The sequence below is a fragment of the Cytobacillus sp. MT66 genome (assembly GCF_058792595.1).
Window position 1 is genome coordinate 140,771 of the sequence record NZ_JBXAFB010000005.1, and the last position, 24,911, is coordinate 165,681.

Genomic DNA, 24,911 nt, shown 5'->3' on the forward strand with positions numbered 1-24,911 from the left:
AGCTTTGAGCCAAAGGCACATTTACTTGTCTTTGGCTTTTTGCCTTTCTTTTTTCAGACAGGGCTGGAAAAACGGTGCGAAAATCATGCCTCTTATGCTATGATGAATAAGGTATTTTTGGCATAGAGGTATAAAGCTATGATAAAAAAGGTGAAGCTATAGATAAATGCGCAAGGCGCTGATCAAAATTAAGTATTTATATCTATCCTACCTTTAATAAGACTATGCCGTTAATCCGTCATTTTTCGCCTGAAAAAGGAGTTTAATAATAGAATGAGTAAAATGAAACGTAGAACAGCAAGAGAAAAAGCGTTACAGGCATTATTTCAAATCGATATGAGCGGAGCTGAACCAGGCTCTGCGATTGAACATGTCTTAGAGGATGCACCAAATGATGAGTTTTTAACTCAGCTTGTTAATGGAGTTGTAGAAAACAAAGAACAGCTGGATGAAACAATAAAAAAACACCTGGCAAATTGGAAAATAGAAAGATTGGCAACCGTGGATCGAAATCTGCTTCGATTATCTGTCTATGAACTGTTGTTTTTAAAAGAAGATGTTCCGGCAAATGTGGCAATTGATGAAGCCATTGAAATTGCTAAGCGGTTCGGAGACGATCAATCAAGCAAGTTTATTAATGGGGTTCTATCCAAAGTAAAACAGCAGATGTAAGACAATCATACGGTTCCTTTCATTATAAATGAGGAGGACTTTTCAGGATGGCCGCAAACCTAATTGATGGGAAAGAAATTGCAAGACAAAAGAAAGAAGCGATTGCAAAGGAAGTTGAAGAATTAAAAAAGGCAGGTATTTTACCAGGACTTGCTGTAATTTTAGTCGGAAATAACTCTGCATCCAGAACATATGTAACCAACAAAGAAAAAACCTGCAAGCAGCTTGGCATGCATTCTGTGCTGATTGAAATGCCTGAAAATGCAAGTGAGGAAGAGCTTCTTGAAAAAGTAAGAGAATTAAATAATGATGCCTCCATTCATGGCATTCTTGTGCAAATGCCATTGCCAAAGCATATCAGTGAAATTAAAGTTATTGAAACTATTTCACCGGAAAAAGATGTGGATGGCTTCCACCCAGTAAATGTGGGGAAAATGATGACAGGTCAGGATGCATTCTTGCCTTGTACACCCTATGGCATTATGGTCATGCTGGACTTTATTGGTGCAGAAATTGAGGGCAAGCATGTGGTTGTTGTCGGCCGAAGCAATATTGTCGGCAAACCTTCAGGGCAGCTGTTCCTAAATAAAAACGCAACAGTTACATATTGCCATTCTCGTACAGATGATTTAAAGAAATACACCAAACAAGCAGATATCATTGTTGCGGCTGTTGGTAAAGCAGATCTGATTACAAAGGATCATGTCAAAGAAGGAGCCATCGTTATTGATGTCGGCATGAACCGCAATAGTGAAGGCAAGCTTTGTGGAGACGTAGCCTTTAATGAAGTTAAGGAAGTCGCTAGCTTCATCACCCCTGTCCCAGGCGGTGTCGGTCCAATGACCATCACAATGCTGATGGCCAATACTCTTAAAGCAGCCAAAAACATTCATAAAGCGTAATACGATAAAAAAATGCTACTGCCCTGTTCCATATGTTTTAGACACTTATTTTCCAGTCCGTTTTTACGTGACGAATAAGTCATCTAAAACTATAATGGAAGGGGCAGTTTTATTTTGATTCTAGGATATTGTTGATCGGAGCGGAAGGTGCGAAGACTCATGCGGGAGAAGCGTGTCAGGGGAGACCGCTCAGGAGCGTAAGCGACAAGGAGGCTCCCCGCCCGCCACCCTGGAGAGGAGATCAACAGGGTTACAAAAAGGAAAAGAGGATTATCATGAAAGAACAGCGCTATTTAACGGTGAATGCCTTAACCAAATACATAAAAAGAAAATTTGATGCCGATCCGCATCTGCAAGATATCCTTGTAAAGGGAGAAATATCAAACTTCAAGCAGCATTCCAGCGGGCATATGTATTTCACCTTAAAAGATGAAAAAGCGCGCATCTTAGCTGTCATGTTTTCCCGCTATAATAACGGAATGAAATTCACGCCTGAAAATGGTATGAAGGTGCTGATTAGAGGCGACCTCACAGTCTATGAGCCATCAGGCAATTATCAAATATATGTAAAAGAAATGCAGCCGGATGGGATCGGTGATCTTTATTTAGCCTACGAACAGCTAAAAGAAAAGCTGGAAAAGGCAGGTTTCTTTTCGCCGGAGCATAAAAAAGCCATCCCAAAATTCCCAAAAACAGTAGGAGTAGTCACCTCACCTACAGGAGCGGCGATCAGAGATATTATCACAACCATTAAACGGCGCTACCCTGTAGCGAATATTATCATTTTCCCTGCATTGGTACAGGGGGAATATGCTGCGCCATCCATAGTCAAATCGATTCAGACAGCCAATCAGCTCAATGAAGCCGATGTCTTAATTATTGGACGCGGCGGCGGTTCGATTGAGGAGCTATGGGCCTTTAACGAAGAAGCTGTTGCAAGGGCAATCTTTGAATCAAGGATTCCTATTATTTCGGCAGTTGGACATGAAACCGATTTTACAATAGCGGATTTTGTGGCCGATTTGCGGGCGCCAACACCGACGGGAGCAGCTGAATTAGCGGTTCCGCATATAGAGGATTTGGCTGAAAGAGTACTGAATCGAAAGGTCCGCTTAATGCGCTCTTTAAAGGAACAGATCAATCTTAGAAAAGAAAAACTTGCACGACTGCAAAAATCATATGCATTTCGCTATCCGCAGAAATTATATGAGCAAAAGCTGGAACAGGCTGATAAGCTTGCAGAGCAGCTAGGAAGAGGAGCGCAAAAGTTATTTTATGATAAAATGGATAAATGGAAGCAGATAAATAAGCGGATTGAACGAAAGCAGCCGACAGAGCTTGTCAGGGCGTCAAGGCAGGAGCTTGAAAGACGTGAAAAACTGCTGTATAAAGAAATGAAGACCATTTTATTAGCGAAAAAGAAGGATTTTTCCCATCGTATCGCAACCTTAGAAGCATTAAGCCCTTTAAAAATTATGGACAGAGGCTACAGCCTTGTTTATTCGGATGAGGAAAAATTAATTAAATCTGTTAAGCATATCAATGAAAATGAGCAAATTAAGGTCAAGGTATCGGACGGAACGATCGATTGCCAGGTGCTGGGGATAAGGAGTGAAAAAGCATGACTTCAGAAAAAGAAATCACATTTGAAGAAGCAATGGAAAAGCTTGAAGTGATTGTGGAAAAGCTCGAAGAAGGGGATGTTCCGCTGGAGGAGGCTATTAATATTTATAAAGAAGGCATGGAGCTTTCCAAGCTTTGTCATGATAAATTGAAAAAAGTTGAAACAAGCTTGACGCAAATTTTGACTGAGGATGGCCGGAAGGAAACTTTCGTGATAGCTGAGGAGGAGTAGTCTTGGAACAAGAATCATTTACAGCTTTTGCAAAAACGCATAAGGCATTATTAGAAGAAGAACTTAGGACAAGCATAAGTAAATTGGATGCTCCTTCCATTATAAAGGAATCAATGCTGTATTCGCTGGAGGCTGGCGGAAAACGAATCAGACCCCTGCTCCTTTTTGCTACATTAACAGCTTTTGGTCATGATACGAAAAAAGGTCTGCAGGCAGCTGCTGCCATTGAAATGATTCATACGTATTCACTTATACATGACGATCTTCCAAGCATGGATAACGATGACCTAAGACGCGGAAAACCAACGAATCATAAGGTATTCGGCGATGCCTTTGCTATTTTAGCCGGCGATGCCTTATTAACCTATGCTTTTCAATTGATTTCTGATGCACCAGCAGAATCAGCATCTCCTGAAACGAAGATGGCTTTAATCACTGAGCTTTCCAAGTCCTCAGGTGCGGAAGGCATGGTTGGCGGCCAGGTTGCGGATATAAACGGGGAAAACAAAGACTTAACCATGGAAGAGCTGGAATATATTCATATTCATAAAACAGGCAAGCTCCTTGGCTGCAGTGTTGTATCTGGAGCGATTCTAGCGGGAGCTGATCAGCAAACGATCCAGACGCTAAGAGAATTTGCTTACCATCTTGGATTAGCTTTTCAAATCCGTGATGATATTCTTGATGTGGAAGGTTCTCAGGAGGTTATCGGCAAGCCTGTAGGAAGTGATACAAGCAATCACAAGAGCACATACCCAGCTTTATTGACGATGGATGGAGCAAAAAAAGCTCTTCATACGCACACAGAATTAGCGATAGAAAAGCTAGCGCAAACAGGACTGAACACCAAACTGCTTGAAGAGATTACAGATTTAATCGAAAAAAGAGACCACTAATATTTACCAGAATCATTGCATTTCCTTGAGGATTTCCAACATATTGATATAATAAACCATAAGTGAAAAAAACAGGACAGTTTTTAGGGGTTCAAAATCAAGCAGTAATCAGAATGAAAGTGAGTGATCCGTAAATGGATCTTTTGTCAATAAAAGACCCTTCTTTCTTAAAAGGGCTTTCGATAAAAGAGCTAGAAGCTCTAAGCCAAGACATTCGCCAGTTTTTGATTGAAAGATTATCGTATACAGGCGGACACATCGGCCCAAACCTAGGGGTCGTTGAATTAACTATTGCCTTGCATAAATGCTTTCACAGCCCGGATGACAAAATTATTTGGGATGTCGGCCACCAATCCTATGTCCACAAAATCCTGACAGGGCGTGCCGGGCAATTCGAAACATTACGCCAATATAAGGGCCTATGCGGATTTCCGAAAATGGCTGAAAGCGTCCATGATGTCTGGGAGACAGGCCACAGTTCGACTTCCTTGTCAGCAGCTATGGGAATGGCCATTGCAAGAGATTTGAAAAAACAGCATAATTACGTGATTCCTGTTATCGGCGATGGTGCTTTAACAGGGGGAATGGCTCTGGAAGCGTTAAACCATATCGGCCATGAAAAGAAGAATATGATTGTTATTTTAAATGACAATGAAATGTCCATCGCTCCAAATGTTGGCGCGCTCCATAATGTCCTCGGCAGGCTGCGGACAGCAGGCAAGTATCAATGGGCAAAAGATGAACTTGAGCTTCTTTTGAAAAGAATCCCTGCAGTTGGCGGCAAGCTTGCTTCAACGGCTGAAAGACTGAAGGATGCTCTGAAATATCTATTTGTTTCCGGAGTCTTTTTCGAGGAACTTGGGTTTACTTATTTAGGTCCTGTGGATGGACATGACTATGAAAGTCTTTTTGAGAATTTAAATTATGCAAAGAAGACAGAAGGACCTGTTCTCTTGCATGTTATAACGAAAAAGGGAAAAGGCTATAAACCTGCAGAAACCGATACAATCGGAACATGGCACGGCACTGGTCCATATAAAATGGATACGGGGGACTTTGTCAAACCGGCAAATACGCCTCCGGCTTGGAGCAAGCTTGTCAGTGAGACCGTAAGAAAGCTTGCGAGGAAGGATGAACGGATCGTTGCTATTACCCCAGCGATGCCTGTTGGTTCCAAGCTTGAGGGCTTTGCCAGCGAATTTCCTGATCGGATGTATGATGTTGGAATTGCAGAACAGCATGCAGCAACGGTTGCAGCCGGGCTGGCAACTCAAAAAATGAAGCCGTTTTTGGCGATTTATTCAACCTTCCTTCAGCGTGCCTATGATCAGGTCGTTCATGACATCTGCCGGCAGAACTTAAATGTATTTATCGGTATTGATCGCGCTGGGCTAGTTGGGGCAGACGGCGAAACACACCAGGGTGTATTTGATATTGCCTTTTTACGCCATGTGCCAAACCTTGTCCTTATGATGCCTAAGGATGAAAACGAAGGCCAGCATATGGTCAATACAGCTATGAATTATGATGATGGTCCAATTGCGATGAGATTCCCGCGCGGAAACGGAATTGGCGTTCCAATGGATGATAAGCTCACAAAGATCCCAATTGGCACATGGGAGGTTTTAAAGAAAGGAACAGATGCGGCCATCCTGACCTTTGGCACAACGATTCCAATGGCAATGGAAGCTGCCTCCCTTTTAGAAAAGCAGGGGTATTCCATTAAAGTAATCAATGCCAGATTTATTAAGCCATTAGATGAAAAGATGCTAATGGAGCTTTTCCACGAAAATATGCCGATTCTGACGATTGAAGAGGCTGTGCTCCAAGGCGGATTTGGCAGCATGGTCCTAGAATATGCTCATGATAATGGGTTCCATCATATGCAGATCGATCGTATGGGCATTCCAGACCGTTTTATTGAACACGGAAGCGTTAATGAGCTATTAAAAGAAATTGGCATGACAACAGGTGACGTTGTCGAGCGGATGAAAATTCTTGCTAGAAAAAAGCAAAAAAGGGCTTAAAGATGAAAGCAAAAAAAGAACGTCTAGATGTTTTATTAGTTGAAAGAGGCTTATCCGAGACAAGGGAAAAAGCTAAGCGCACGATTATGGCGGGACTTGTATTCAGCAATGAAACCCGCCTTGATAAGCCAGGTGAGAAGGTAAGCAGCGATATTCCGTTAAGAGTTAAGGGAAATCCGCTTCCATATGTCAGCCGAGGCGGTTTAAAGCTTGAAAAGGCATTGAAGGTATTCGACCTTGATGTTAAGGACAAGATTCTTCTTGATATTGGTGCATCAACCGGCGGATTTACCGATTGTGCCCTGCAAAACGGTGCGAAAATGTCCTATGCATTAGATGTAGGTTACAATCAGCTTGCATGGAAGCTGCGGCAGGATGAGCGTGTTGTCGTCATGGAGCGCACCAATTTCCGTTATGTGACGCCAGCTGATTTATCAGAGGGTATGCCAGATTTCGCTTCGATTGATGTATCCTTTATCTCATTGAAGCTAATCTTGCCAGTTTTAAAAACCCTCCTCGTTCCAAATAGTGATGTCGTTGCCCTAGTCAAGCCTCAATTTGAAGCAGGTCGGGAACAGGTTGGAAAAAAGGGGATCGTCAGAGAGGCAAAAGTACATGAACAAGTGCTTGAGAAGATCATCGCCTTCTCCCTAGATCTTGGCTATGATGTGAAAGATCTCTCCTTCTCACCAATCACCGGAGGAGAAGGAAACATCGAGTTTCTTCTTCACCTAAATTGGCAAGGCACAAAGGAAAAAGGAGAAAACCAGCTAAAAACAAGCCCAAAAGACATCGTCAATCAAGCCCATACAGAACTATAAGAAGCACGGGTAACAGCCCATGCTTCTTTTTTATGCTTTAACGTGCTGGGGGCCTGTCCCCCAGCGCTTTAAAGCAACGGGGGACAGGCCCCCGCCGAGTTAAAGCGCTAAAGAGAAAAATATTACTCCTCTTCGAAAAGAGAAAGGATTTTTGCCGAATCGCATCGAATTATGTAAAATGAACATATGTGGAGGCTTTTAAAGCAATCGGTCTTTACGATTAGAATATAAAAGGGTGAAATTATGACTAAAGGTCAGCGACATATTAAAATCCGTGAAATTATTACAAATAAAGAAATAGAAACACAAGATGAACTAGTTGACGAGCTGAAGCGTGCCGGGTTCAATGTCACACAGGCAACAGTTTCAAGAGATATCAAGGAACTGCATCTTGTTAAGGTACCCTTAATGGACGGACGCTACAAATACAGCCTTCCAGCAGATCAGCGCTTTAATCCGCTGCAAAAATTAAAGAGAAACTTAATGGATGCCTTTGTCCGTATAGATTCCGCTGGAAACTTAATTGTAATGAAAACCCTTCCAGGAAATGCAATGGCTATTGGTGCTTTAATTGACCATTTAGATTGGGAAGAAATCCTTGGAACCATCTGCGGCGACGATACGTGCCTGATTATTTGCCGAACACCAGAACAGTCGGACGTTATTTCCAACCGCTTTCTTGACATGCTGTAAGAGGTGACCACGTTGTTAAATGAATTATCTATCAGAAATTTTGCAATTATAGAAGCCCTTTCTATTTCGTTTGAAAAGGGCTTAACCGTGCTAACCGGAGAAACTGGCGCAGGTAAGTCAATCATAATTGATGCCATCCATTTGCTTGTTGGCGGACGCGGATCGGCAGAATTTGTTCGTCATGGTGAAGACCGTGCGGAAATCGAAGGGCTCTTTCAGCTTGACGACCCAAATCACCCGATTTTCGAAAAAGCCAGGGAATTTGGCATAGAAATAGAAGATGGAATGGCTGTGCTTAGAAGAGATATATCAAAGTCTGGAAAAAGCATCTGCCGAGTAAACGGCAAGCTTGTGACGATATCTACTTTAAGAGAAATCGGCAGCACATTAGTGGATATCCATGGCCAGCATGAGCACCAGGAGCTCATGGATGAGACCATGCATTTATTGCTTCTTGATCAGTTCGGCGGTGAAAAAATCTCATCAGCGCTTATCGAGTACCAAAAGGTGTACAGCGCTTATGAAAAAAAGCAGAAGCAATTAAAAAACTTAAGCGAAAATGATCAGCAAATGGCACACAGACTGGATTTAATTAAATTTCAGCTTGATGAGATTCAATCAGCTGATCTTAAATTGAATGAAGATGAAGATCTTTTAGAAGAAAGAAAACGGCTCAGCAACTTTGAAAGAATCTATGAGTCCCTCCAATCAAGCTATGATGGTCTGCAGGGAGAGAGAAAAGGTCTTGACTGGATTAGTCTCGTCATGGGGCATATTCAAGCTGCGGCCGATTTAGATCCAGCCTATAAAGAAGTGGCTGATGCGGTTTCGAATAGCTTTTATCAGCTCGAGGACGCAGCAAGAACGCTAAGAAATGATTTGGATTTTCTTGAATTTGATCCATCCCGGCTTACGGAAATTGAGGACAGACTGAACGAAATTCAGCGTCTAAAGCGGAAATATGGCAAGAGTGTCGATGAAATTCTTGAATATGCGGCAAAAATTGAAGAGGAAATTGAAACACTTCAAAATAAAGAATCACATATCGACAAATTAGAAAAAGAACTCATTTCACTGCGTAAGGATCTCCAAGTTGAAGCAGAAGAAGTAACCAATCTTCGCAAAAAAGCGGCAGAAAAGCTGACAAAATTAATTCATAAGGAATTAAAAGAGCTATATATGGAGAAAACTGTATTTGAGGTCTATTTTTATGAAAAGACCGGGGCATTTACGAAAAACGGCGCAGACTTAGTTGAATTTTACATTTCGACAAACCCTGGCGAACCGTTAAAGCCGCTGTCAAAAGTAGCTTCTGGCGGGGAGCTTTCCAGAATCATGCTTGCTATGAAGAGTATCTTTTCCAAGCATCAGGGTGTCACATCGATCATTTTTGACGAGGTTGATACCGGTGTCAGCGGTAGAGTGGCACAGGCGATTGCGGAAAAGATCCACAATGTATCTGTCAATTCACAGGTGCTTTGCATTTCCCATCTGCCGCAGGTTGCTGCCATGGCGGACAACCATTTATATATTGCCAAAAATATTTCGGATGGCCGGACAAGGACCTCTGTTAAAACCTTAAACGAGTCGGAAAAAATAAAAGAAATCGGCCGAATGATTTCGGGTGCAGAAATTACCGACCTGACAAAGGAACATGCCAAGGAATTATTGCAGCTGGCAGGTCAAATGAAAATACATTGAAAAGCTATCCAAAGGAGGATAGCTTTTTTTATCCCCAGTTAGGTTATAAATGCAAGCGTTACAGGCAAAATTAAAGATGTAGCCATTTGACGTAAGTGGATTAGAAGCGAGGAGAGTGAAGGTATTTGACAATAGATGTTATCAGAAAAATAATCGGTGTGCTTCTCCTTGTTTCATTAATTACAATTGGTTTTTCTAAACCTTTTCAAGATTATTTGCATATTCCAGCTTCTATTACCCTTTTTGAGGGTCAGCATTTTGAGATGGAAAAGGCCGAAATGGTGTCGGCAAAGGTGTTTTCAGACCCATCTAGTTTGGCATATAAGCAAGAGAATGATACGGTTTCCCTAAAGGCAAAGAAGCAAGGGGAAAATGAAATGCTGCTGGAATTTGCCGGCATTCCAATAAAAAAAGTTGATGTAAACGTTTTAAAGGATTTTAAGGTGATTCCAGGCGGCCAATCGATTGGCGTCAAGCTGAATACGGTTGGGGTTTTAGTGGTTGGACACCATCAGGTTAATACTGCTGAAGGTAAATCCTCTCCTGGCGAAATTGCAGGGATTAAAATCGGGGATATTATTAAAGAAATCAATGGAACAAAGATAGAAAAAATGTCAGATGTAGCCCCATTTGTGCAAGAAGCCGGAAAATCCGGCAACCCTCTAAATATTGTTATTAATCGCGAAAGTGAACAAATCACAACAAAATTAACGCCGCTTAAGGATAAAAGTGAAGATACCTATAAGCTTGGTTTGTATATTCGCGATTCAGCAGCAGGAATTGGAACTATGACTTTTTATCATCCGGAATCAAAAAAATATGGCGCTTTAGGTCATGTTATCTCAGATATGGATACGAAAAAGCCTATTGTTGTCGATGATGGTCAAATCGTACGATCTACTGTTACTTCTATTGAAAAAGGGAGCAACGGGAACCCAGGGGAAAAACTGGCACGTTTTTCTGAGGATCGTGAAGTAATCGGCAATATTACACGAAACAGCCCATTTGGGATTTTCGGTGAACTGCACCAAACGATTCCAAACGGTATCCTTGATAAGCCGATGCCAATAGCGTTATCCCATCAGGTGAAGGAAGGCCCCGCAAAAATTTTGACAGTAGTTGAAAATGATAAAGTTAATCTGTTTGATATCGAAATCGTCAGCACAATACCGCAAAAATTCCCGGCAACTAAAGGTATGGTGATTAAGGTAACAGATCCAAAACTTTTAGCGAAAACCGGCGGGATTGTTCAGGGAATGAGCGGCAGCCCAATCATTCAGAACGGTAAAGTTGTCGGAGCAGTCACCCATGTTTTTGTAAATGACCCAACCTCTGGCTATGGCGTCCACATCGAATGGATGCTCAACGAGGCCGGGATTGACATATACGAAAAACCTAAAGAAAAAGCATCCTAACAGAACAAATCGGAAGCAGGCGCCCCCTGCTTCCTTTTCTGCTTTAACGCAATGGGGGCCTGTCCCCCGGTGGTTTAACGCGGTAATGTGTATATTTTTTATATGGTTGTGATATAATTGAGATAAAGATTTTTCGACAAATCCAATTCAATTTTAAAAATATGGCGAAATCAGTCGAATGCGGGAGAAAATGAAAGGAAACTAAAGATTTATTCCTATTTTTGAGAAATTTTCAAAAAAGCAGAGGAATTTCGGTTGCATTGTCGAATTTCTAATTTAGAATAAAAGAGATGGCAAAGAGACCAGAATTGGATTGAGGAGGAAAGTATACGTGAAGAAAATAAAAGTATGTATCGTAGACGACAACAGGGAGCTTGTCGGACTATTAGAAGAATATATTTCATCCCAAGACGATATGGAAGTAGTGGGGGTTGCCCATAACGGACAGGATTGCCTGCAGGTTCTAGAGCATGAAGATCCGGATGTCCTTATATTGGATATAATTATGCCGCATTTGGACGGTCTAGCTGTGTTAGAGAAAATGCGGGAAATAAAGAAAAACAACCTTCCAAATGTCATTATGCTGACAGCTTTTGGCCAGGAAGATGTGACAAAAAAAGCGGTTGATCTTGGGGCTTCATATTTTATTTTGAAGCCGTTTGATATGGAAAACTTAGCAAACCATATTAGACAGGTAAGTGGAAAATCTAGCCATGTGATCAGAAAGTCCGCTTCAGCACCATCCTATCGTCCTCAGCAAGCAGAACCCAAATCCAAAAATCTTGATGCCAGTATAACCAGTATAATTCATGAAATTGGAGTACCAGCACATATAAAAGGATACATGTATCTGCGTGAAGCGATTTCGATGGTTTACAATGATATTGAGCTGCTTGGCTCGATTACAAAAGTTTTATATCCTGACATTGCAAAGAAATTTAATACAACTGCCAGCCGTGTAGAGCGGGCGATTCGTCATGCAATCGAAGTCGCATGGAGCAGGGGGAACATCGATTCTATTTCTTCTCTATTCGGCTATACCGTCAGCATGTCCAAAGCAAAACCAACAAACTCTGAATTCATTGCCATGGTGGCTGACAAATTGCGATTAGAGCATAAAGCTTCTTGAAAGGAATAGACAAATAAGCGTTCTCAAAAGCGGGAGCGCTTTTTTACTTTTTTTTGATAAGGCACTATTCCAGCTTGATGTTGATTTAACTGCTCAGTTGATTGGATTGGAAGGCGCGTAGACTCCTGTGGGATCAGCGGTGTAGGGAGACCCCGCAGGAACGCATGTGACGAGGAGGTTCGCAAAACCCCCCGGAAAGCGAAGCGCCTTGGAGAGGAAATCAACGGCCAAATTTACAAAGCCTAGAATTAAAGTAACTAAAGGAAAGAACCAATGGCAAAGGAGTTCATTTCATGACATTAATTTTTGCCCATAGAGGGTATTCAGCCCTATATCCCGAAAACACGATGAAGGCATTCCGGGAAGCTGAAAAAGCGGGTGCAGATGGCATCGAATTAGATGTTCAAATGACAAAAGACGGCGAATTGATCGTCATCCATGATGAAAAGGTCGACCGAACAACAAATGGGAAAGGGTATGTAAAAGACCTTACATTCAAGGAAATCAGAAAGCTGGATGCTGGCGCTGGAAAAAATGTTTTTCATAAAAAGATGCCCATACCTTCCTTAATAGAAGTGCTCGAATGGATGAAAACCAATCAAATCAACTGCAATATTGAATTGAAAAATGGAGTTTTTCCTTATGAGGGGATGGAGGAAAAAGTCATTAGCCTCATTCGTTCATATGGAATGACAGACCGGATCATTCTTTCATCCTTTAATCATTACAGCATTGTGTACTGCTATCGGCTGGCGCCCGAAATTGAAACAGCTCCGTTGTTTTCTGAGGGGCTTTATATGCCATGGGTATATGCACAATCCATTGGGGCAAAAAGCATGCACCCAAAATATACAATCGCAAAAACAAAGCTGATCCAAGAATCTCAAGCCTGCGGTATTGCTGTCAGGCCATACACGGTAAATAAAGAAAAGGAAATGCAACGGCTATTTGCCGCTTGCTGCAGTGCGTTTATAACAGATGACCCTCTTTTGGCACGAAAAGTTAAAGAACAATATAGATAAAAAGAGCATGGCCACTAAAAAGTGCCATGCTTTTTATAAAAAATAAAAATCCTTAGAATGAACGCCCGTACTGTCTCCGCTCAATTATTTTTTATTAAATCTTTGCTGTACTTTATTTCTTTTTCGATCTCGGTGAAGAATAAAGCCCCCAATAAAGCCAATCCCGCCAATACAAAGAATCAATCCCACTAAAAATTGCATCCAAAGTGCAGGAAACGGACTTTGCAGAATGCCAAACACCATATCCCTCATCAGCTTTATTCCATATGCAGCAATTGCGCCTGGTATCACCATGATGATCAAAGCTATAAGTCGAACCATGTGGTATCCCTTCATTTCTTAGCCAATAATACGTTCAATATCTGCAAGGAAAAAAGTCCCCTTGCGTCCCACTTCATCATAAATGAATGTGGAAATTTGTCAAGATTAAGGAATAGGGATAAAATTAAATAGTATGAAATATTTTGCATAATTGAATGAATTTTTTGTGAAATAAATTTCAGCTAAAAAAGAAGGGATAGTTATGCAAACAGTAATGATTGTAGGCGCTGGCAAGGGCGGCAGTGCGTTATTACGAATTCTGATGGAAACCTCAATGCTAAAGGTTAAGGTCATAGTTGATACCAATCCCCATGCTCCTGGTCTAAAGCTTGCTAAGGAGTATGGAATTCAGACAGGGACCGACTGGCGCGAATTCATTTCTGAGGAAATAGATATCATTATTGAAGTAACTGGGGACCAAGAGGTCTTTTTACAGCTCCGCGAGGCTAAAAGAAAGCATTCGGTCTTAATCCCGGGAAGTGTTGCTTACCTTATTGCGGCTCTTATTGAGGAAAAAGAGGACCTCATTTCAAGCATAGAAAACGAAAAATTTAAGCACGATCTTATTTTTAACTCAACAGGCGACGGGATGATTGGCATCAACCGCCAATCAGAGATTATTCTTTTTAACCAAAGTGCTGAAGAGATGATTGGCGTAAAAAAAGAAAAAGCAATCGGACGGCATATCTTAGATGTTATCCCGAATAGCCAGCTGCAAAGGGTCATGGAAACAAGGCGAGCCGAACAGAATCAGGAGCTTGTCTTAAATAATGGGTTAAAAATCATTACGACAAGAATCCCGATGATTGGAGAAAACAGCGAGCTTATTGGTGCCTTTGCTGTATTTAAAGATATTACCCAAGTGATGAATCTCGCAGAAGAAATTACGAATTTGAAGGAAGTCAAAACGATGCTTCAGGCGATTATCCAATCAAGTGATGAAGCAATTTCCGTTGTGGATGAGCACGGGCGCGGCTTACTGATTAACCCTGCCTATTCGAGAATCACCGGACTTTCGGAAGAAAAAATCATTGGAAAACCAGCATCTGCTGATATTTCTGAAGGTGAAAGTGTACATATGAAGGTTCTTCAGACAAGGCGTCCTGTCAGAGGGGTAGCCATGCGGGTCGGTCCGAAAAAGAAAGAAGTAGTTGTAAATGTAGCACCAGTGATTGTTGATGGTATTTTAAAAGGAAGCGTCGGTGTCATTCATGACGTGTCAGAAATCGAAACGTTAAACAGAGAACTGTATCGGGCCCGGCAGATCATTCGCAATCTTGAGGCCAAATATACCTTTGATGACATTATTGGGAAATCCGAAGAAATGACGATTGCGATTGAACAAGCAAGGCTGGGGGCGAAAACACCAGCAACCGTTCTTCTTCGCGGGGAATCGGGGACAGGTAAAGAGCTATTTGCCCATGCTATCCATAATGGCAGCGATCGAAAATACAATAAATTTATTCGCGTCAATTGTGCAGCTCTGTCTGAATCCTTATTAGAAAGCGAGCTGTTTGGCTATGAAGAGGGCGCTTTTTCTGGTGCGAAACGCGGCGGAAAAAGAGGTCTTTTCGAAGAAGCAAATAATGGGAGTATTTTTCTCGACGAAATTGGGGAGCTTTCGGCCAACACTCAGGCCAAACTTTTACGCGTTCTGCAGGAAAAGGAAATTACTCGAGTTGGCGGCACGAAGGCTATTCAGATTAATGTCCGCGTAATTGCGGCAACAAATGTCAACTTAGAAAAAGGAATTGCTACCGGCACGTTTAGGGAAGACTTGTATTATAGGTTAAATAGAATGCCTATCCATATCCCGTCCCTTCGAAAAAGGAAAGAGGATATTCCTTTATTATGCATAAGGCTCCTGCAAAAAATTAATCAGGAATATGGCAGAAATGTCGAAGAGATTTCTGAAGGGGCGCTAAAAAAACTAATGGCTTATGATTGGCCGGGTAACGTTAGAGAGCTCGATAATATACTCGGAAGAGCCATTATTTTTATGAACTATAATGAAAATATTTTGGATGAACATCATGTACCGGTATTGGCAAAAGGCGGTACACATCAGCATCCTAATAAACAATATGAAATTGATACTGTTTTAGAGAAAAATTTATCACAGCAGCTCGAGGAGTATGAAAAAAATATTATTAAGAATACCTTAGAACAGAACAGCGGCAATAAAACAAAGACTGCCAAACAGCTTGGCCTTTCAGTTCGAAATTTGTATTATAAGATTGAAAAATATGGAATTGCAAATGATGGCATGCAATAATTTTCATGTATGCAATTTTTTGCATGGTGTTATTGTGAAATATAAAGCGTTTTCATGGGGTTTTTAAGTTGGCACACTTCTTGCATTAAATAATAATGTGTGTTGCAACATGAATCTGGTTAACTAGAAGGGTTTTTGAAAAGGGGTTGAGACAGATGGAATTGGATACTCTTATAACGAGAGCAACCCAATATGAAGAAAAAGTAGTCGCTGTAGCAGCTGCAGAGGATCACGAAGTCATCGAAGCCGTCTCAGAAGCGCTCAAGCGCGACCTGGCAAGTTTTTTATTGTTTGGGGATAAAGAAAAGATCCAGCAAATAATGGAAGAACACGGTTCCATGGCGAACAGCGGTAAAGTGAAAATTATTCACACCAATTCAAATGTGCAAGCGGCGGAGAATGCAGTTAAAGCCGTTAAGCAAAATGATGCCGATGTTCTCATGAAAGGAAATGTACCGACTGCTGTTATTTTAAAAGCTGTCCTTAATAAGGATTTCGGCTTAAGGTCCGGCAGTGTACTTTCACACGTTGCTGTATTTGAAGTTCCTGGCTACGACCGGTTTACTATCGTAACTGACGCAGCTATGAACATTGCGCCTGATTTGCAGCAAAAAGCACAAATCATCCAAAACTCAGTGGGAATTGCTCAAAGCATCGGTATTGAAACACCGCTCGTAGCTCCGATTGCTGCTGTTGAAGTGGTGAATCCTGCTATGCAGGCAACATTGGATGCCGCAGCATTAACCATGATGAATAAGCGAGGACAAATCAAGAATTGTGTGGTTGACGGCCCGCTTGCCCTAGATAATGCTGTATCGCAAATTGCTGCTGAACATAAGGGAATAAGAAGTGATGTTGCAGGCCGTGCAGACATCCTGTTAGTTCCAACGATTGAGGTTGGCAACGCAATATATAAATCACTTATTTATTTTGCGAAAGCTAAGGTCGGAGCAGTTATTGCCGGAGCGAAAGCGCCAATTGTGCTAACTTCCAGAGCTGATTCCGCTGAAAGTAAACTTTACTCATTGGCATTGGCAATTTGCTCTGCTTCTAAATAAATTTGCTTTTTATGGAAAAATTAACTCGGAATAAAACTTTACAATTTTAGGGGGATAAAAAACATGGAAATCTTCAAATATCTTGAGAAATACGATTACGAACAAGTGGTATTCTGCCAGGACAAAACTTCAGGCTTAAAGGCAATCATTGCTATTCATGACACTACATTAGGACCAGCACTTGGCGGTACTCGTATGTGGACATATGCTTCTGAAGAGGCAGCTATTGAAGATGCATTGCGTCTTGCAAAAGGAATGACTTACAAAAATGCGGCTGCAGGTCTTAACCTTGGCGGCGGTAAAACAGTTATAATCGGCGACCCTAAGAAAGACAAAAACCAAGAAATGTTCCGTGCATTCGGCCGTTACATCCAAGGCTTAAATGGACGCTACATCACTGCTGAGGATGTAGGTACAACTGTGGCTGATATGGACCTTATCCATGAAGAAACAGATTATGTAACAGGTATTTCTCCTGCATTCGGTTCATCAGGTAACCCTTCACCAGTAACTGCTTACGGTGTATATGTAGGTATGAAAGCAGCTGCTAAAGCAGCATTCGGCTCAGATTCATTAGAAGGAAAAGTAGTAGCTGTACAAGGTGTAGGTAACGTTGCATATAACCTATGTAAACATCTTCACGAAGAAGGCGCACAATTAATCGTTACTGACATCAATAAAGAAGCTGTTGAGCGTGCAGTAAACGACTTTGGCGCAAAAGCTGTAGGACCAGATGAAATCTACGGCGTAGAGTGCGACATCTATGCTCCATGTGCTCTAGGTGCAACTGTAAATGATGACACTATTCCACAATTAAAAGCAAAAGTGATTGCTGGATCTGCCAACAACCAATTAAAAGAAGAGCGCCACGGCGATCAAATCCATGAAATGGGCATTATCTATGCACCAGACTATGTAATCAATGCCGGCGGTGTTATCAACGTTGCTGACGAACTATACGGCTACAACAGAGATCGTGCAATGAAAAAAGTTGAAGGCCTATACCAAAGCATTGAAACGGTTATCGAAATCTCAAAACGTGAAAATATCCCAACATACAAAGCAGCTGACCGTATGGTTGAAGAAAGAATTGAAAGAATGCGCAACTCTCGCAGCCAATTCCTTCAAAACGGCCATCACATCCTAAGCCGCAGAAAATAATTTATCACTTTAAAGCATTGGGGGTCTGTCCCCCATTACAGTAATGCATTAAACCAGTGGGGAGCCCTTGAAACTTTCGAGTTTCGGGGACCCCGTTTACGTTAATGCTTTAATCTGATGGAGGTTTACACTTCCATAAATGGAGGTAAAACAGTGCAAGAACAGACATATCGAATTCTCACAATCAATCCTGGTTCGACATCCACGAAAATTGGAGTGTTCGAAAATGAAATTTCTATTTTTGAAAAAACACTGCGTCATGATGCAGATGTAATAAATTCCTTTGAAAATATCATCGACCAATATGAATTCCGCAAAAATGTTATTCTTGAAGCGCTAGATCAAGAAGGCATGAACATCTCCAAATTAAGTGCAGTTTGCGGCCGCGGCGGATTGTTAAAGCCAATCGAAGGCGGAACCTATGCGGTTAATGAAGAAATGCTGACTGATTTACGTGAAGGCTATGCGGGCCAGCATGCTTCAAACCTTGGCGGAATCCTAGCGTTCGAAATTGCATCTGCTTTAAATATTCCATCATATATTGTTGACCCTGTAGTGGTTGACGAACTGGAGCCGATTGCACGGATTTCCGGTTTTGCGGGAATTGAACGCATCAGTATTTTCCATGCATTAAACCAAAAAGCTGTTGCAAGAAGAGTGGCAAAAGAATTAGACAAAAAATATGAAGAATTAAATCTGATTATTGCTCATATGGGCGGCGGTGTGACGGTTGGTGCCCACCAGAAAGGCCGGGTTATTGATGTAAATAACGGTCTTCACGGAGAAGGTCCTTTCAGTCCTGAGCGCGCCGGAACAGTACCTGTCGGAGAATTAGTGAATCTTTGCTTCTCAGGCCAGTTCTACCGTGATGAAGTCATGAAAAAACTAGTCGGACAGGGCGGTCTTGTCGGATACCTTGGCACTAACGATGCAGTTAAGGTTGAAAAAATGATTGAAGCTGGCGATGAGAAAGCTAAACTTGTCTACTCTGCTATGGCTTATCAAGTGGCAAAAGAAATTGCCTCAGCAAGTGCAGTGCTTAAAGGCAAAGTTGACGCCATTATCATCACCGGCGGATTAGCCTACGGCAAAGACTTCGTTAAAGAAATCAGTGACAGAATCAACTGGATCGCTGATGTCATTGTTCACCCAGGAGAAAACGAATTGCAGGCTCTTGCAGAAGGAGCACTGCGCGTACTCCGCAAAGAAGAACAAGTAAAGCACTACCCAGGTAACGTAAGAGAAACGGTCTTAGTATAAGTCATCCAGGGGTGAACCCCAACATGTTAACGCATTACCGCATTGGGGGCCTGACCCCCAGCGGAGCAGCGCGTTACAGCGATGGGGGCCTGACCCCCGGTGGAGTAATACGTTAAAGCAACGAGCAATTCCCTTAATGTACTAGGGTTCGCATATTAGATCGGTTGTATAGGAGGAAACGCAAGTGGCAGAAGAATATGATTTGGTCATTCTTGGCGGAGGGACTGGCGGTTATGTAGCAGCGATCCGCGCGTCTCAGCTTGGTTTAAAGACAGCTATTGTTGAAAAGGGAAAATTAGGCGGAACATGCTTGCATAAAGGCTGTATCCCAAGTAAAGCCCTGCTAAGAAGTGCAGAAGTATACGCAACAACCAAACGCGGCGAAGATTTCGGCGTATCCGTAAGTGACGTCAAAGTAAACTTTGGCAAGGTTCAAGAAAGAAAGAGCGGGATTGTTGAACAGCTTCATAAAGGTGTACAGCATTTAATGAAGCAAGGGAAAATCGATGTTTTTGAAGGTCTTGGCCGTATTTTAGGCCCATCTATTTTCTCTCCAATGCCTGGAACAATTTCTGTTGAAATGAACAGCGGCGAAGAAAACGCCATGCTAGTTCCTAAGAACGTCATTGTTGCAACAGGTTCTCGTCCACGCACGTTACCAGGACTTGAAATCGGTGGAAATGTCATGACTTCTGATGAAGCGCTGGAAATGCAGGAAATCCCTAATTCCATCATCATTGTTGGCGGCGGCGTTATCGGGATTGAATGGGCTTCTATGCTATCAGACTTTGGTGCACAAGTAACAGTCGTTGAATATGCAGACCGTATCATTCCGACTGAGGATAAAGAAATTTCTAAGGAAATGCAGCGCATTATGAAGAAAAAAGGCATCAACATCATTACAAGTGCCAAAGTTCTTCCAGAAACGTTAAAACAAACGGACAGCAATGCAACGATTTCTGCAGAAGTGAAAGGCGAACAGCAGGAATTCACGGCTGATAAGATTCTTGTTTCTGTTGGCCGTCAGGCAAATACTGAAGGAATCGGCATTGAAAATACAGATATTCAACTGGAAAAAGGCTATATCATTACAAACGAATATTTCCAAACAAAAGAATCACACATTTATGCTATCGGTGATGTCATCGGCGGTCTTCAGCTTGCACACGTTGCCTCCCATGAGGGAATTGTGGCTGTTGAGCATATTGCAGGGCAAAATCCATCACCAATCGATTACAACCTTGTTTCTAAGTGTATCTACAGCGCTCCAGAAGCTGCAAGTGTCGGCTTAACAGAAGATCAGGCCAAGGAACAAGGCTACAAAGTGAAAAAAGGCAAATTCAATTTCCGTGCAATCGGTAAAGCTCTTGTCTTTGGTGAAGCAGATGGGTTTGTAAAAATTGTTGCTGATGAAGAAACAAATGACATTTTAGGTGTTCATATGATTGGGCCGCATGTAACAGACATGATCTCTGAAGCAGGCCTGGCAAAAGTTCTCGATGCAACACCATGGGAAGTGGCACACACAATCCACCCACACCCAACATTATCTGAAGCAATTGGTGAAGCGGCTCTTGCTGTTGAAGGCAAAGCCATTCACGGGTAATAAAAGAAATGAAGGCATCAAGCTGCATCTCAAAAAGAGGGCAGCTGCCTTCTTCTGTATAAAGGCTCTTGGGCTCCGAAGTACGGAGGCTGGGGCCCCTACATATTGATCTAGGGGGTATTTAAATGGCTAAGAAGAAAAATCGTCATGCTGAACTAGGTTTGGGCGATGAACAAGTATTAGAAATGTATGAAATGATGCTTTTATCCCGCCGTGTTGACGAACGTATGTGGCTTTTAAACCGTGCTGGGAAAATTCCTTTTGTTATTTCCTGTCAGGGACAAGAAGCAGCACAAGTTGGTGCCGCATTTGCGCTTGATCGTGAGAAGGATTATGTTCTTCCATACTATCGTGATCTAGGGGTTGTTTTAACATTTGGAATGACTGCGAAAGATCTAATGCTTTCCGCTTTTGCAAAAGCTGAAGATCCAAACTCAGGCGGACGCCAAATGCCAGGACACTTCGGACAAAAGAAAAACCGTATTGTCACTGGCTCCTCTCCTGTTACCACTCAAGTTCCTCATGCGGTTGGGGTAGCTTTAGGCGGAAAAATGGAAGGCAAAGACCTAGTAACCTTTGTAACCTTTGGTGAAGGATCATCCAACCAGGGAGATTTCCATGAAGGGGCTAACTTTGCAGGAGTTCACAAGCTTCCAGTTATCTTCATGTGTGAAAATAACAAATACGCAATCTCTGTTCCAATTGAAAAACAATTATCATGTGAAAAGGTTTCTGATCGTGCGATTGGCTATGGTATGCCAGGAGTAACGGTTGACGGAAATGATCCGCTTGAAGTGTTTAAAGCAGTGAAAGAAGCTGCTGACAGAGGCCGCCGCGGTGAAGGACCATCCTTAATTGAAACGGTTTCCTACCGTCTAACTCCACACTCTTCTGATGACGATGACCGCAGCTATCGTTCAAGAGACGAAGTAGAAGAAGCAAAAACAAAGGATTCGATCATCACTTTTGCTGCTTACTTAAAAGAAAATGGCATCATGGATGATGCAAAAGAAAAAGAGATCAATGATCGTGTAATGGCAACTGTAAACGAAGCAACTGATTATGCAGAAAATGCACCATATGCTGAACCAGAGCATGCAATGAAATACGTTTATGCTGAATAGTAAGGGGGAACTAAAATGGCTGTAATTTCTTATATTGATGCGGTAACAAAAGCAATCCGCGAAGAAATGGAAAGAGATTCTAAAGTCTTTGTTTTAGGGGAAGACGTTGGAAGAAAAGGCGGAGTATTCAAGGCAACTCACGGTTTATACGAGCAATTCGGAGAAAACCGCGTAATAGATACACCGCTTGCAGAGTCTGCAATTGCCGGGGTTGGAATCGGTGCAGCAATGTATGGCATGCGTCCAATTGCTGAAATGCAATTTGCTGATTTCATTATGCCTGCTGTCAACCAAATTATTTCTGAGGCAGCAAAAATCCGCTACCGTTCCAATAATGACTGGAATTGTCCAATGGTTATCCGTGCACCATATGGCGGCGGCGTACATGGTGCCCTATACCACTCTCAATCAGTAGAAGCAATTTTTGCTAACCAGCCTGGATTAAAAATTGTTATGCCTTCTACTCCATATGATGTGAAAGGTCTGCTAAAAGCTGCAATCCGTGATGATGATCCGGTTCTTTTCTTTGAGCATAAGCGTGCGTACCGTCTAATCAAAGGGGAAGTTCCTGATGATGATTATGTATTGCCAATCGGAAAAGCAGATGTAAAGCGCGAAGGTGAAGACTTAACCGTTATTACTTATGGACTTTGCGTTCACTTCGCTCTTCAAGCTGCAGAAAAGCTAGCAAAAGATGGCATTTCAGTTCATGTACTTGATTTAAGAACAGTATATCCGCTTGATAAAGAAGCAATCATAGAAGCCGCAACAAAAACAGGTAAGGTTTTGCTTTTAACAGAGGATACTAAAGAAGGAAGCATCATGAGTGAGGTTTCTGCAATCATTGCTGAAAACTGCTTATTTGAACTAGACGCTCCAATTAAGCGTTTGGCAGGCCCAGATGTACCAGCTATGCCATATGCACCAACAATGGAGAAATACTTCATGGTAAACCCAGATAAAGTTGAAAAAGCAATGAGGGAACTGGCAGAATTTTAATCTAATCACATTAGTTGATTGAAGCGCCTCTCGCTGCAATCAACGGACAAATTTAATAGTGGCTATTTATAATAAACTTCTGCAAAGAATGCAGCAACTAGAAATGGATAGGCTCAAGGAGGTAAAACCTAATGGCAATCGAACAAATTAAGATGCCTCAGTTAGGGGAAAGTGTTACTGAAGGTACCATCAACAGATGGATGGTTTCCGTTGGCGACAAAGTAAATAAATATGACCCGCTAGCTGAAGTAACTACAGATAAAGTAAACTCTGAAATTCCTTCTTCTTTTACTGGAGTGATTAAAGAATTAATCGCACAAGAAGGCGAAACTTATGAGGTTGGAGAAGTTATTCTAACCATTGAAACAGAAGGCGGCGGTACTGCAGAAGCAGCACCAGCAGCACCACAAGCTGAAAGTGCACCAGCTCCATCAGCACCGGCACCAGCAGCAGCTCCACAGGCAGCAGCGAATGCTGCACCAGCTCCAAAAGCAGCTGATGGCAGCAAAGTACGCTATTCACCAGCTGTATTAAAGCTGTCCCAAGAGCATGGCATTGACTTAAATCAAGTAACTGGAACAGGCGCAGAAGGCCGTATCACTCGCAAAGACTTAATGCAAATAATTGAGTCAGGCAATATTCCACAAGCTGGCCAAGCACCAGCGGCGGCACAGCCTGCACAGCCGTCAGCGCAAATGGCTGCACCTGCAGAAACAGCTGCACCAAAAGCGGCTGCTCCTGCAAAGCAAGCATCTGCACCAAACGTACCAGTGGTTCCTGGGGATATCGAGATTCCAATATCTGGTGTGCGTAAAGCTATTGCAGCTAACATGACTCGCAGCAAGCACGAAGCTCCTCATGCATGGACAATGGTAGAAGTAGACGTTACCAGCCTTGTTGACTACCGTAACTCCATCAAAGGCGAATTCAAGAAAAAAGAAGGCTTCAACCTTACATTCTTTGCTTTCTTTGTAAAAGCAGTTGCTCAAGCACTGAAAGAATTCCCGCAAATCAATTCTATGTGGGCAGGCGACAAGATCGTTCAGAAGAAAGACATCAACCTTTCTATCGCTGTTGCAACAGATGATGCCCTATACGTACCTGTTATTAAAAATGCCGATGAAAAAACAATCAAAGGCATTGCCCGTGAAATCAATGAGCTTGCAGCAAAAGTTCGCTCAGGCAAATTGAGTTCTGCAGAAATGTCCGGCGGTACATTCACTGTCAATAACACAGGATCTTTTGGTTCCATCCAATCAAACGGAATCATCAACTATCCGCAAGCGGCAATCTTACAGGTTGAATCCATCGTTAAGCGTCCAGTCGTTATGAAAAACGGCATGATCGCTGTGCGTGACATGGTTAACCTATGTCTATCCCTAGACCACCGTATCCTTGACGGACTAGTTTGTGGCCGCTTCTTACAGCGTGTTAAAGAAATCCTTGAAAATACTTCAAAAGAAAATACATCTGTATATTAAGCAGAAAAACGGCTGCCGGCGACGGTGGCCGTTTTTTATAAGTGGAAGTGGTTCCCTTTAGACAGAGCAACGCGAAAATGGAGTGAGGGAGTCCAAAGTCGCTCGCCCTTTAGACAGAGCAAGCAGAAAATGGAGTGGGAGAGTCCGAAGCCGCTCGCCCTTTAGACAGAGCAAGCAGAAAATGGAGTGGGGGAGTCCGAAGCCGCTCGCCCTTTAGACAGAGCAAGCCGAAAATGGAGTGTGGGAGCCCAAAGTCGCTCGCCCTTTAGACAGAGCAACGCGAAAATGGAGTGAGGGAGTCCAAAGTAGCTCGCCCTTTAGACGGAGCAAGGCGAAAATGGAGTGGGGGAGTCCAAAGTCGACTGCACTTTAGACAGAACTAGTAGAAAATGGATTGGAAGAGTCCAAAGTTGTTGGCCCTTTAGACAAAGCAAGAAGAAAATGGAGTGGGAGCGTCTAAAGTTGTTCGCCCTTTAGACAGAACAAGCAGAAA

21 protein-coding genes are annotated in these 24,911 nt (G+C 42.4%); 20 read left to right on the plus strand and 1 reads right to left on the minus strand.

Features of this window, described 5'->3' with window-relative positions; all coding sequences use genetic code 11:
* Positions 1 to 282 precede the first annotated feature (282 nt).
* The 12 genes from nusB to AC1Q59_RS11140 all read left to right on the plus strand — a co-directional run bounded on the left by nusB (position 283) and on the right by AC1Q59_RS11140 (position 13,133).
* Positions 283 to 672 (plus strand): transcription antitermination factor NusB, encoded by a 390-nt coding sequence (gene nusB / locus AC1Q59_RS11085; protein WP_492366087.1) that lies wholly within the window; start codon positions 283 to 285, stop codon positions 670 to 672.
* Positions 673 to 719: 47 nt separating this feature from the next.
* Positions 720 to 1,574: a bifunctional methylenetetrahydrofolate dehydrogenase/methenyltetrahydrofolate cyclohydrolase FolD gene (gene folD / locus AC1Q59_RS11090; protein ID WP_492365882.1), complete on the plus strand. Its 855-nt coding sequence runs from the start codon at positions 720 to 722 to the stop codon at positions 1,572 to 1,574.
* 275 nt (positions 1,575 to 1,849) lie between these two features.
* A complete protein-coding gene (xseA, locus tag AC1Q59_RS11095; protein ID WP_492365883.1) occupies positions 1,850 to 3,199 on the plus strand; it encodes an exodeoxyribonuclease VII large subunit in 1,350 nt (449 codons plus the stop codon).
* A complete protein-coding gene (gene xseB, locus AC1Q59_RS11100) occupies positions 3,196 to 3,429 on the plus strand; it encodes an exodeoxyribonuclease VII small subunit (RefSeq protein ID WP_492365884.1) in 234 nt (77 codons plus the stop codon). Before xseA ends, xseB begins: the two co-directional genes overlap by 4 nt.
* 2 nt (positions 3,430 to 3,431) lie before the next feature.
* Positions 3,432 to 4,325 (plus strand): polyprenyl synthetase family protein, encoded by an 894-nt coding sequence (locus AC1Q59_RS11105; RefSeq protein WP_492365885.1) that lies wholly within the window; start codon positions 3,432 to 3,434, stop codon positions 4,323 to 4,325.
* Positions 4,326 to 4,459: 134 nt separating this feature from the next.
* Positions 4,460 to 6,352 carry a 1-deoxy-D-xylulose-5-phosphate synthase gene (gene dxs / locus AC1Q59_RS11110; RefSeq protein WP_492365886.1) on the plus strand — a complete coding sequence of 631 codons (1,893 nt, stop codon included), beginning with the start codon at positions 4,460 to 4,462 and terminating at the stop codon, positions 6,350 to 6,352.
* 2 nt (positions 6,353 to 6,354) lie between these two features.
* A complete protein-coding gene (locus AC1Q59_RS11115; protein WP_492365887.1) occupies positions 6,355 to 7,173 on the plus strand; it encodes a TlyA family RNA methyltransferase in 819 nt (272 codons plus the stop codon).
* Positions 7,174 to 7,416: 243 nt separating this feature from the next.
* The gene (ahrC, locus tag AC1Q59_RS11120) at positions 7,417 to 7,866 is read left to right on the plus strand and encodes a transcriptional regulator AhrC/ArgR (protein ID WP_492365888.1); all 450 of its coding nucleotides are present in this window, start codon (positions 7,417 to 7,419) and stop codon (positions 7,864 to 7,866) included.
* Between the two features lie 12 nt (positions 7,867 to 7,878).
* On the plus strand, positions 7,879 to 9,567 hold the full coding sequence (gene recN / locus AC1Q59_RS11125; RefSeq protein ID WP_492365889.1) for a DNA repair protein RecN: 1,689 nt from the start codon (positions 7,879 to 7,881) through the stop codon (positions 9,565 to 9,567).
* 125 nt (positions 9,568 to 9,692) lie between these two features.
* Positions 9,693 to 10,982 (plus strand): SpoIVB peptidase, encoded by a 1,290-nt coding sequence (gene spoIVB / locus AC1Q59_RS11130; RefSeq protein ID WP_492365890.1) that lies wholly within the window; start codon positions 9,693 to 9,695, stop codon positions 10,980 to 10,982.
* Between the two features lie 331 nt (positions 10,983 to 11,313).
* The gene (gene spo0A / locus AC1Q59_RS11135) at positions 11,314 to 12,111 is read left to right on the plus strand and encodes a sporulation transcription factor Spo0A (protein ID WP_492365891.1); all 798 of its coding nucleotides are present in this window, start codon (positions 11,314 to 11,316) and stop codon (positions 12,109 to 12,111) included.
* Positions 12,112 to 12,404: 293 nt separating this feature from the next.
* Complete coding sequence (locus AC1Q59_RS11140) at positions 12,405 to 13,133, plus strand: glycerophosphodiester phosphodiesterase (RefSeq protein WP_492365892.1); 729 nt, start codon at positions 12,405 to 12,407, stop codon at positions 13,131 to 13,133.
* Between the two features lie 84 nt (positions 13,134 to 13,217).
* On the opposite strand, the gene AC1Q59_RS11145 is transcribed toward AC1Q59_RS11140, so the two are convergent.
* A complete protein-coding gene (locus AC1Q59_RS11145) occupies positions 13,218 to 13,454 on the minus strand; it encodes a DUF2627 domain-containing protein (RefSeq protein WP_492365893.1) in 237 nt (78 codons plus the stop codon).
* A 202-nt stretch (positions 13,455 to 13,656) separates the two neighbouring features.
* Here AC1Q59_RS11145 and AC1Q59_RS11150 point away from each other — a divergent pair, with 202 nt between their 5' ends.
* The 8 genes from AC1Q59_RS11150 to AC1Q59_RS11185 all read left to right on the plus strand — a co-directional run bounded on the left by AC1Q59_RS11150 (position 13,657) and on the right by AC1Q59_RS11185 (position 24,418).
* Positions 13,657 to 15,729, plus strand: a complete 2,073-nt coding sequence (locus AC1Q59_RS11150; RefSeq protein WP_492365894.1) for a sigma-54 interaction domain-containing protein — start codon at positions 13,657 to 13,659, stop codon at positions 15,727 to 15,729.
* A 155-nt stretch (positions 15,730 to 15,884) separates the two neighbouring features.
* A complete protein-coding gene (gene yqiS, locus AC1Q59_RS11155) occupies positions 15,885 to 16,787 on the plus strand; it encodes a phosphate butyryltransferase (protein ID WP_492365895.1) in 903 nt (300 codons plus the stop codon).
* A gap of 63 nt (positions 16,788 to 16,850) precedes the next feature.
* Positions 16,851 to 17,948: a branched-chain amino acid dehydrogenase gene (gene bcd / locus AC1Q59_RS11160; RefSeq protein WP_492365896.1), complete on the plus strand. Its 1,098-nt coding sequence runs from the start codon at positions 16,851 to 16,853 to the stop codon at positions 17,946 to 17,948.
* 153 nt (positions 17,949 to 18,101) lie between these two features.
* Entirely contained in the window at positions 18,102 to 19,208 is a 1,107-nt protein-coding gene (gene buk / locus AC1Q59_RS11165; RefSeq protein WP_492365897.1) for a butyrate kinase, read from the plus strand.
* Between the two features lie 184 nt (positions 19,209 to 19,392).
* Complete coding sequence (gene lpdA / locus AC1Q59_RS11170; protein WP_492365898.1) at positions 19,393 to 20,814, plus strand: dihydrolipoyl dehydrogenase; 1,422 nt, start codon at positions 19,393 to 19,395, stop codon at positions 20,812 to 20,814.
* Positions 20,815 to 20,939: 125 nt separating this feature from the next.
* Entirely contained in the window at positions 20,940 to 21,938 is a 999-nt protein-coding gene (locus AC1Q59_RS11175) for a thiamine pyrophosphate-dependent dehydrogenase E1 component subunit alpha (protein ID WP_492365899.1), read from the plus strand.
* A gap of 15 nt (positions 21,939 to 21,953) precedes the next feature.
* Positions 21,954 to 22,937 carry an alpha-ketoacid dehydrogenase subunit beta gene (locus AC1Q59_RS11180; RefSeq protein ID WP_492365900.1) on the plus strand — a complete coding sequence of 328 codons (984 nt, stop codon included), beginning with the start codon at positions 21,954 to 21,956 and terminating at the stop codon, positions 22,935 to 22,937.
* Positions 22,938 to 23,068: 131 nt separating this feature from the next.
* Entirely contained in the window at positions 23,069 to 24,418 is a 1,350-nt protein-coding gene (locus AC1Q59_RS11185) for a dihydrolipoamide acetyltransferase family protein (RefSeq protein WP_492365901.1), read from the plus strand.
* The last annotated feature ends 493 nt before the right edge of the window (positions 24,419 to 24,911 follow it).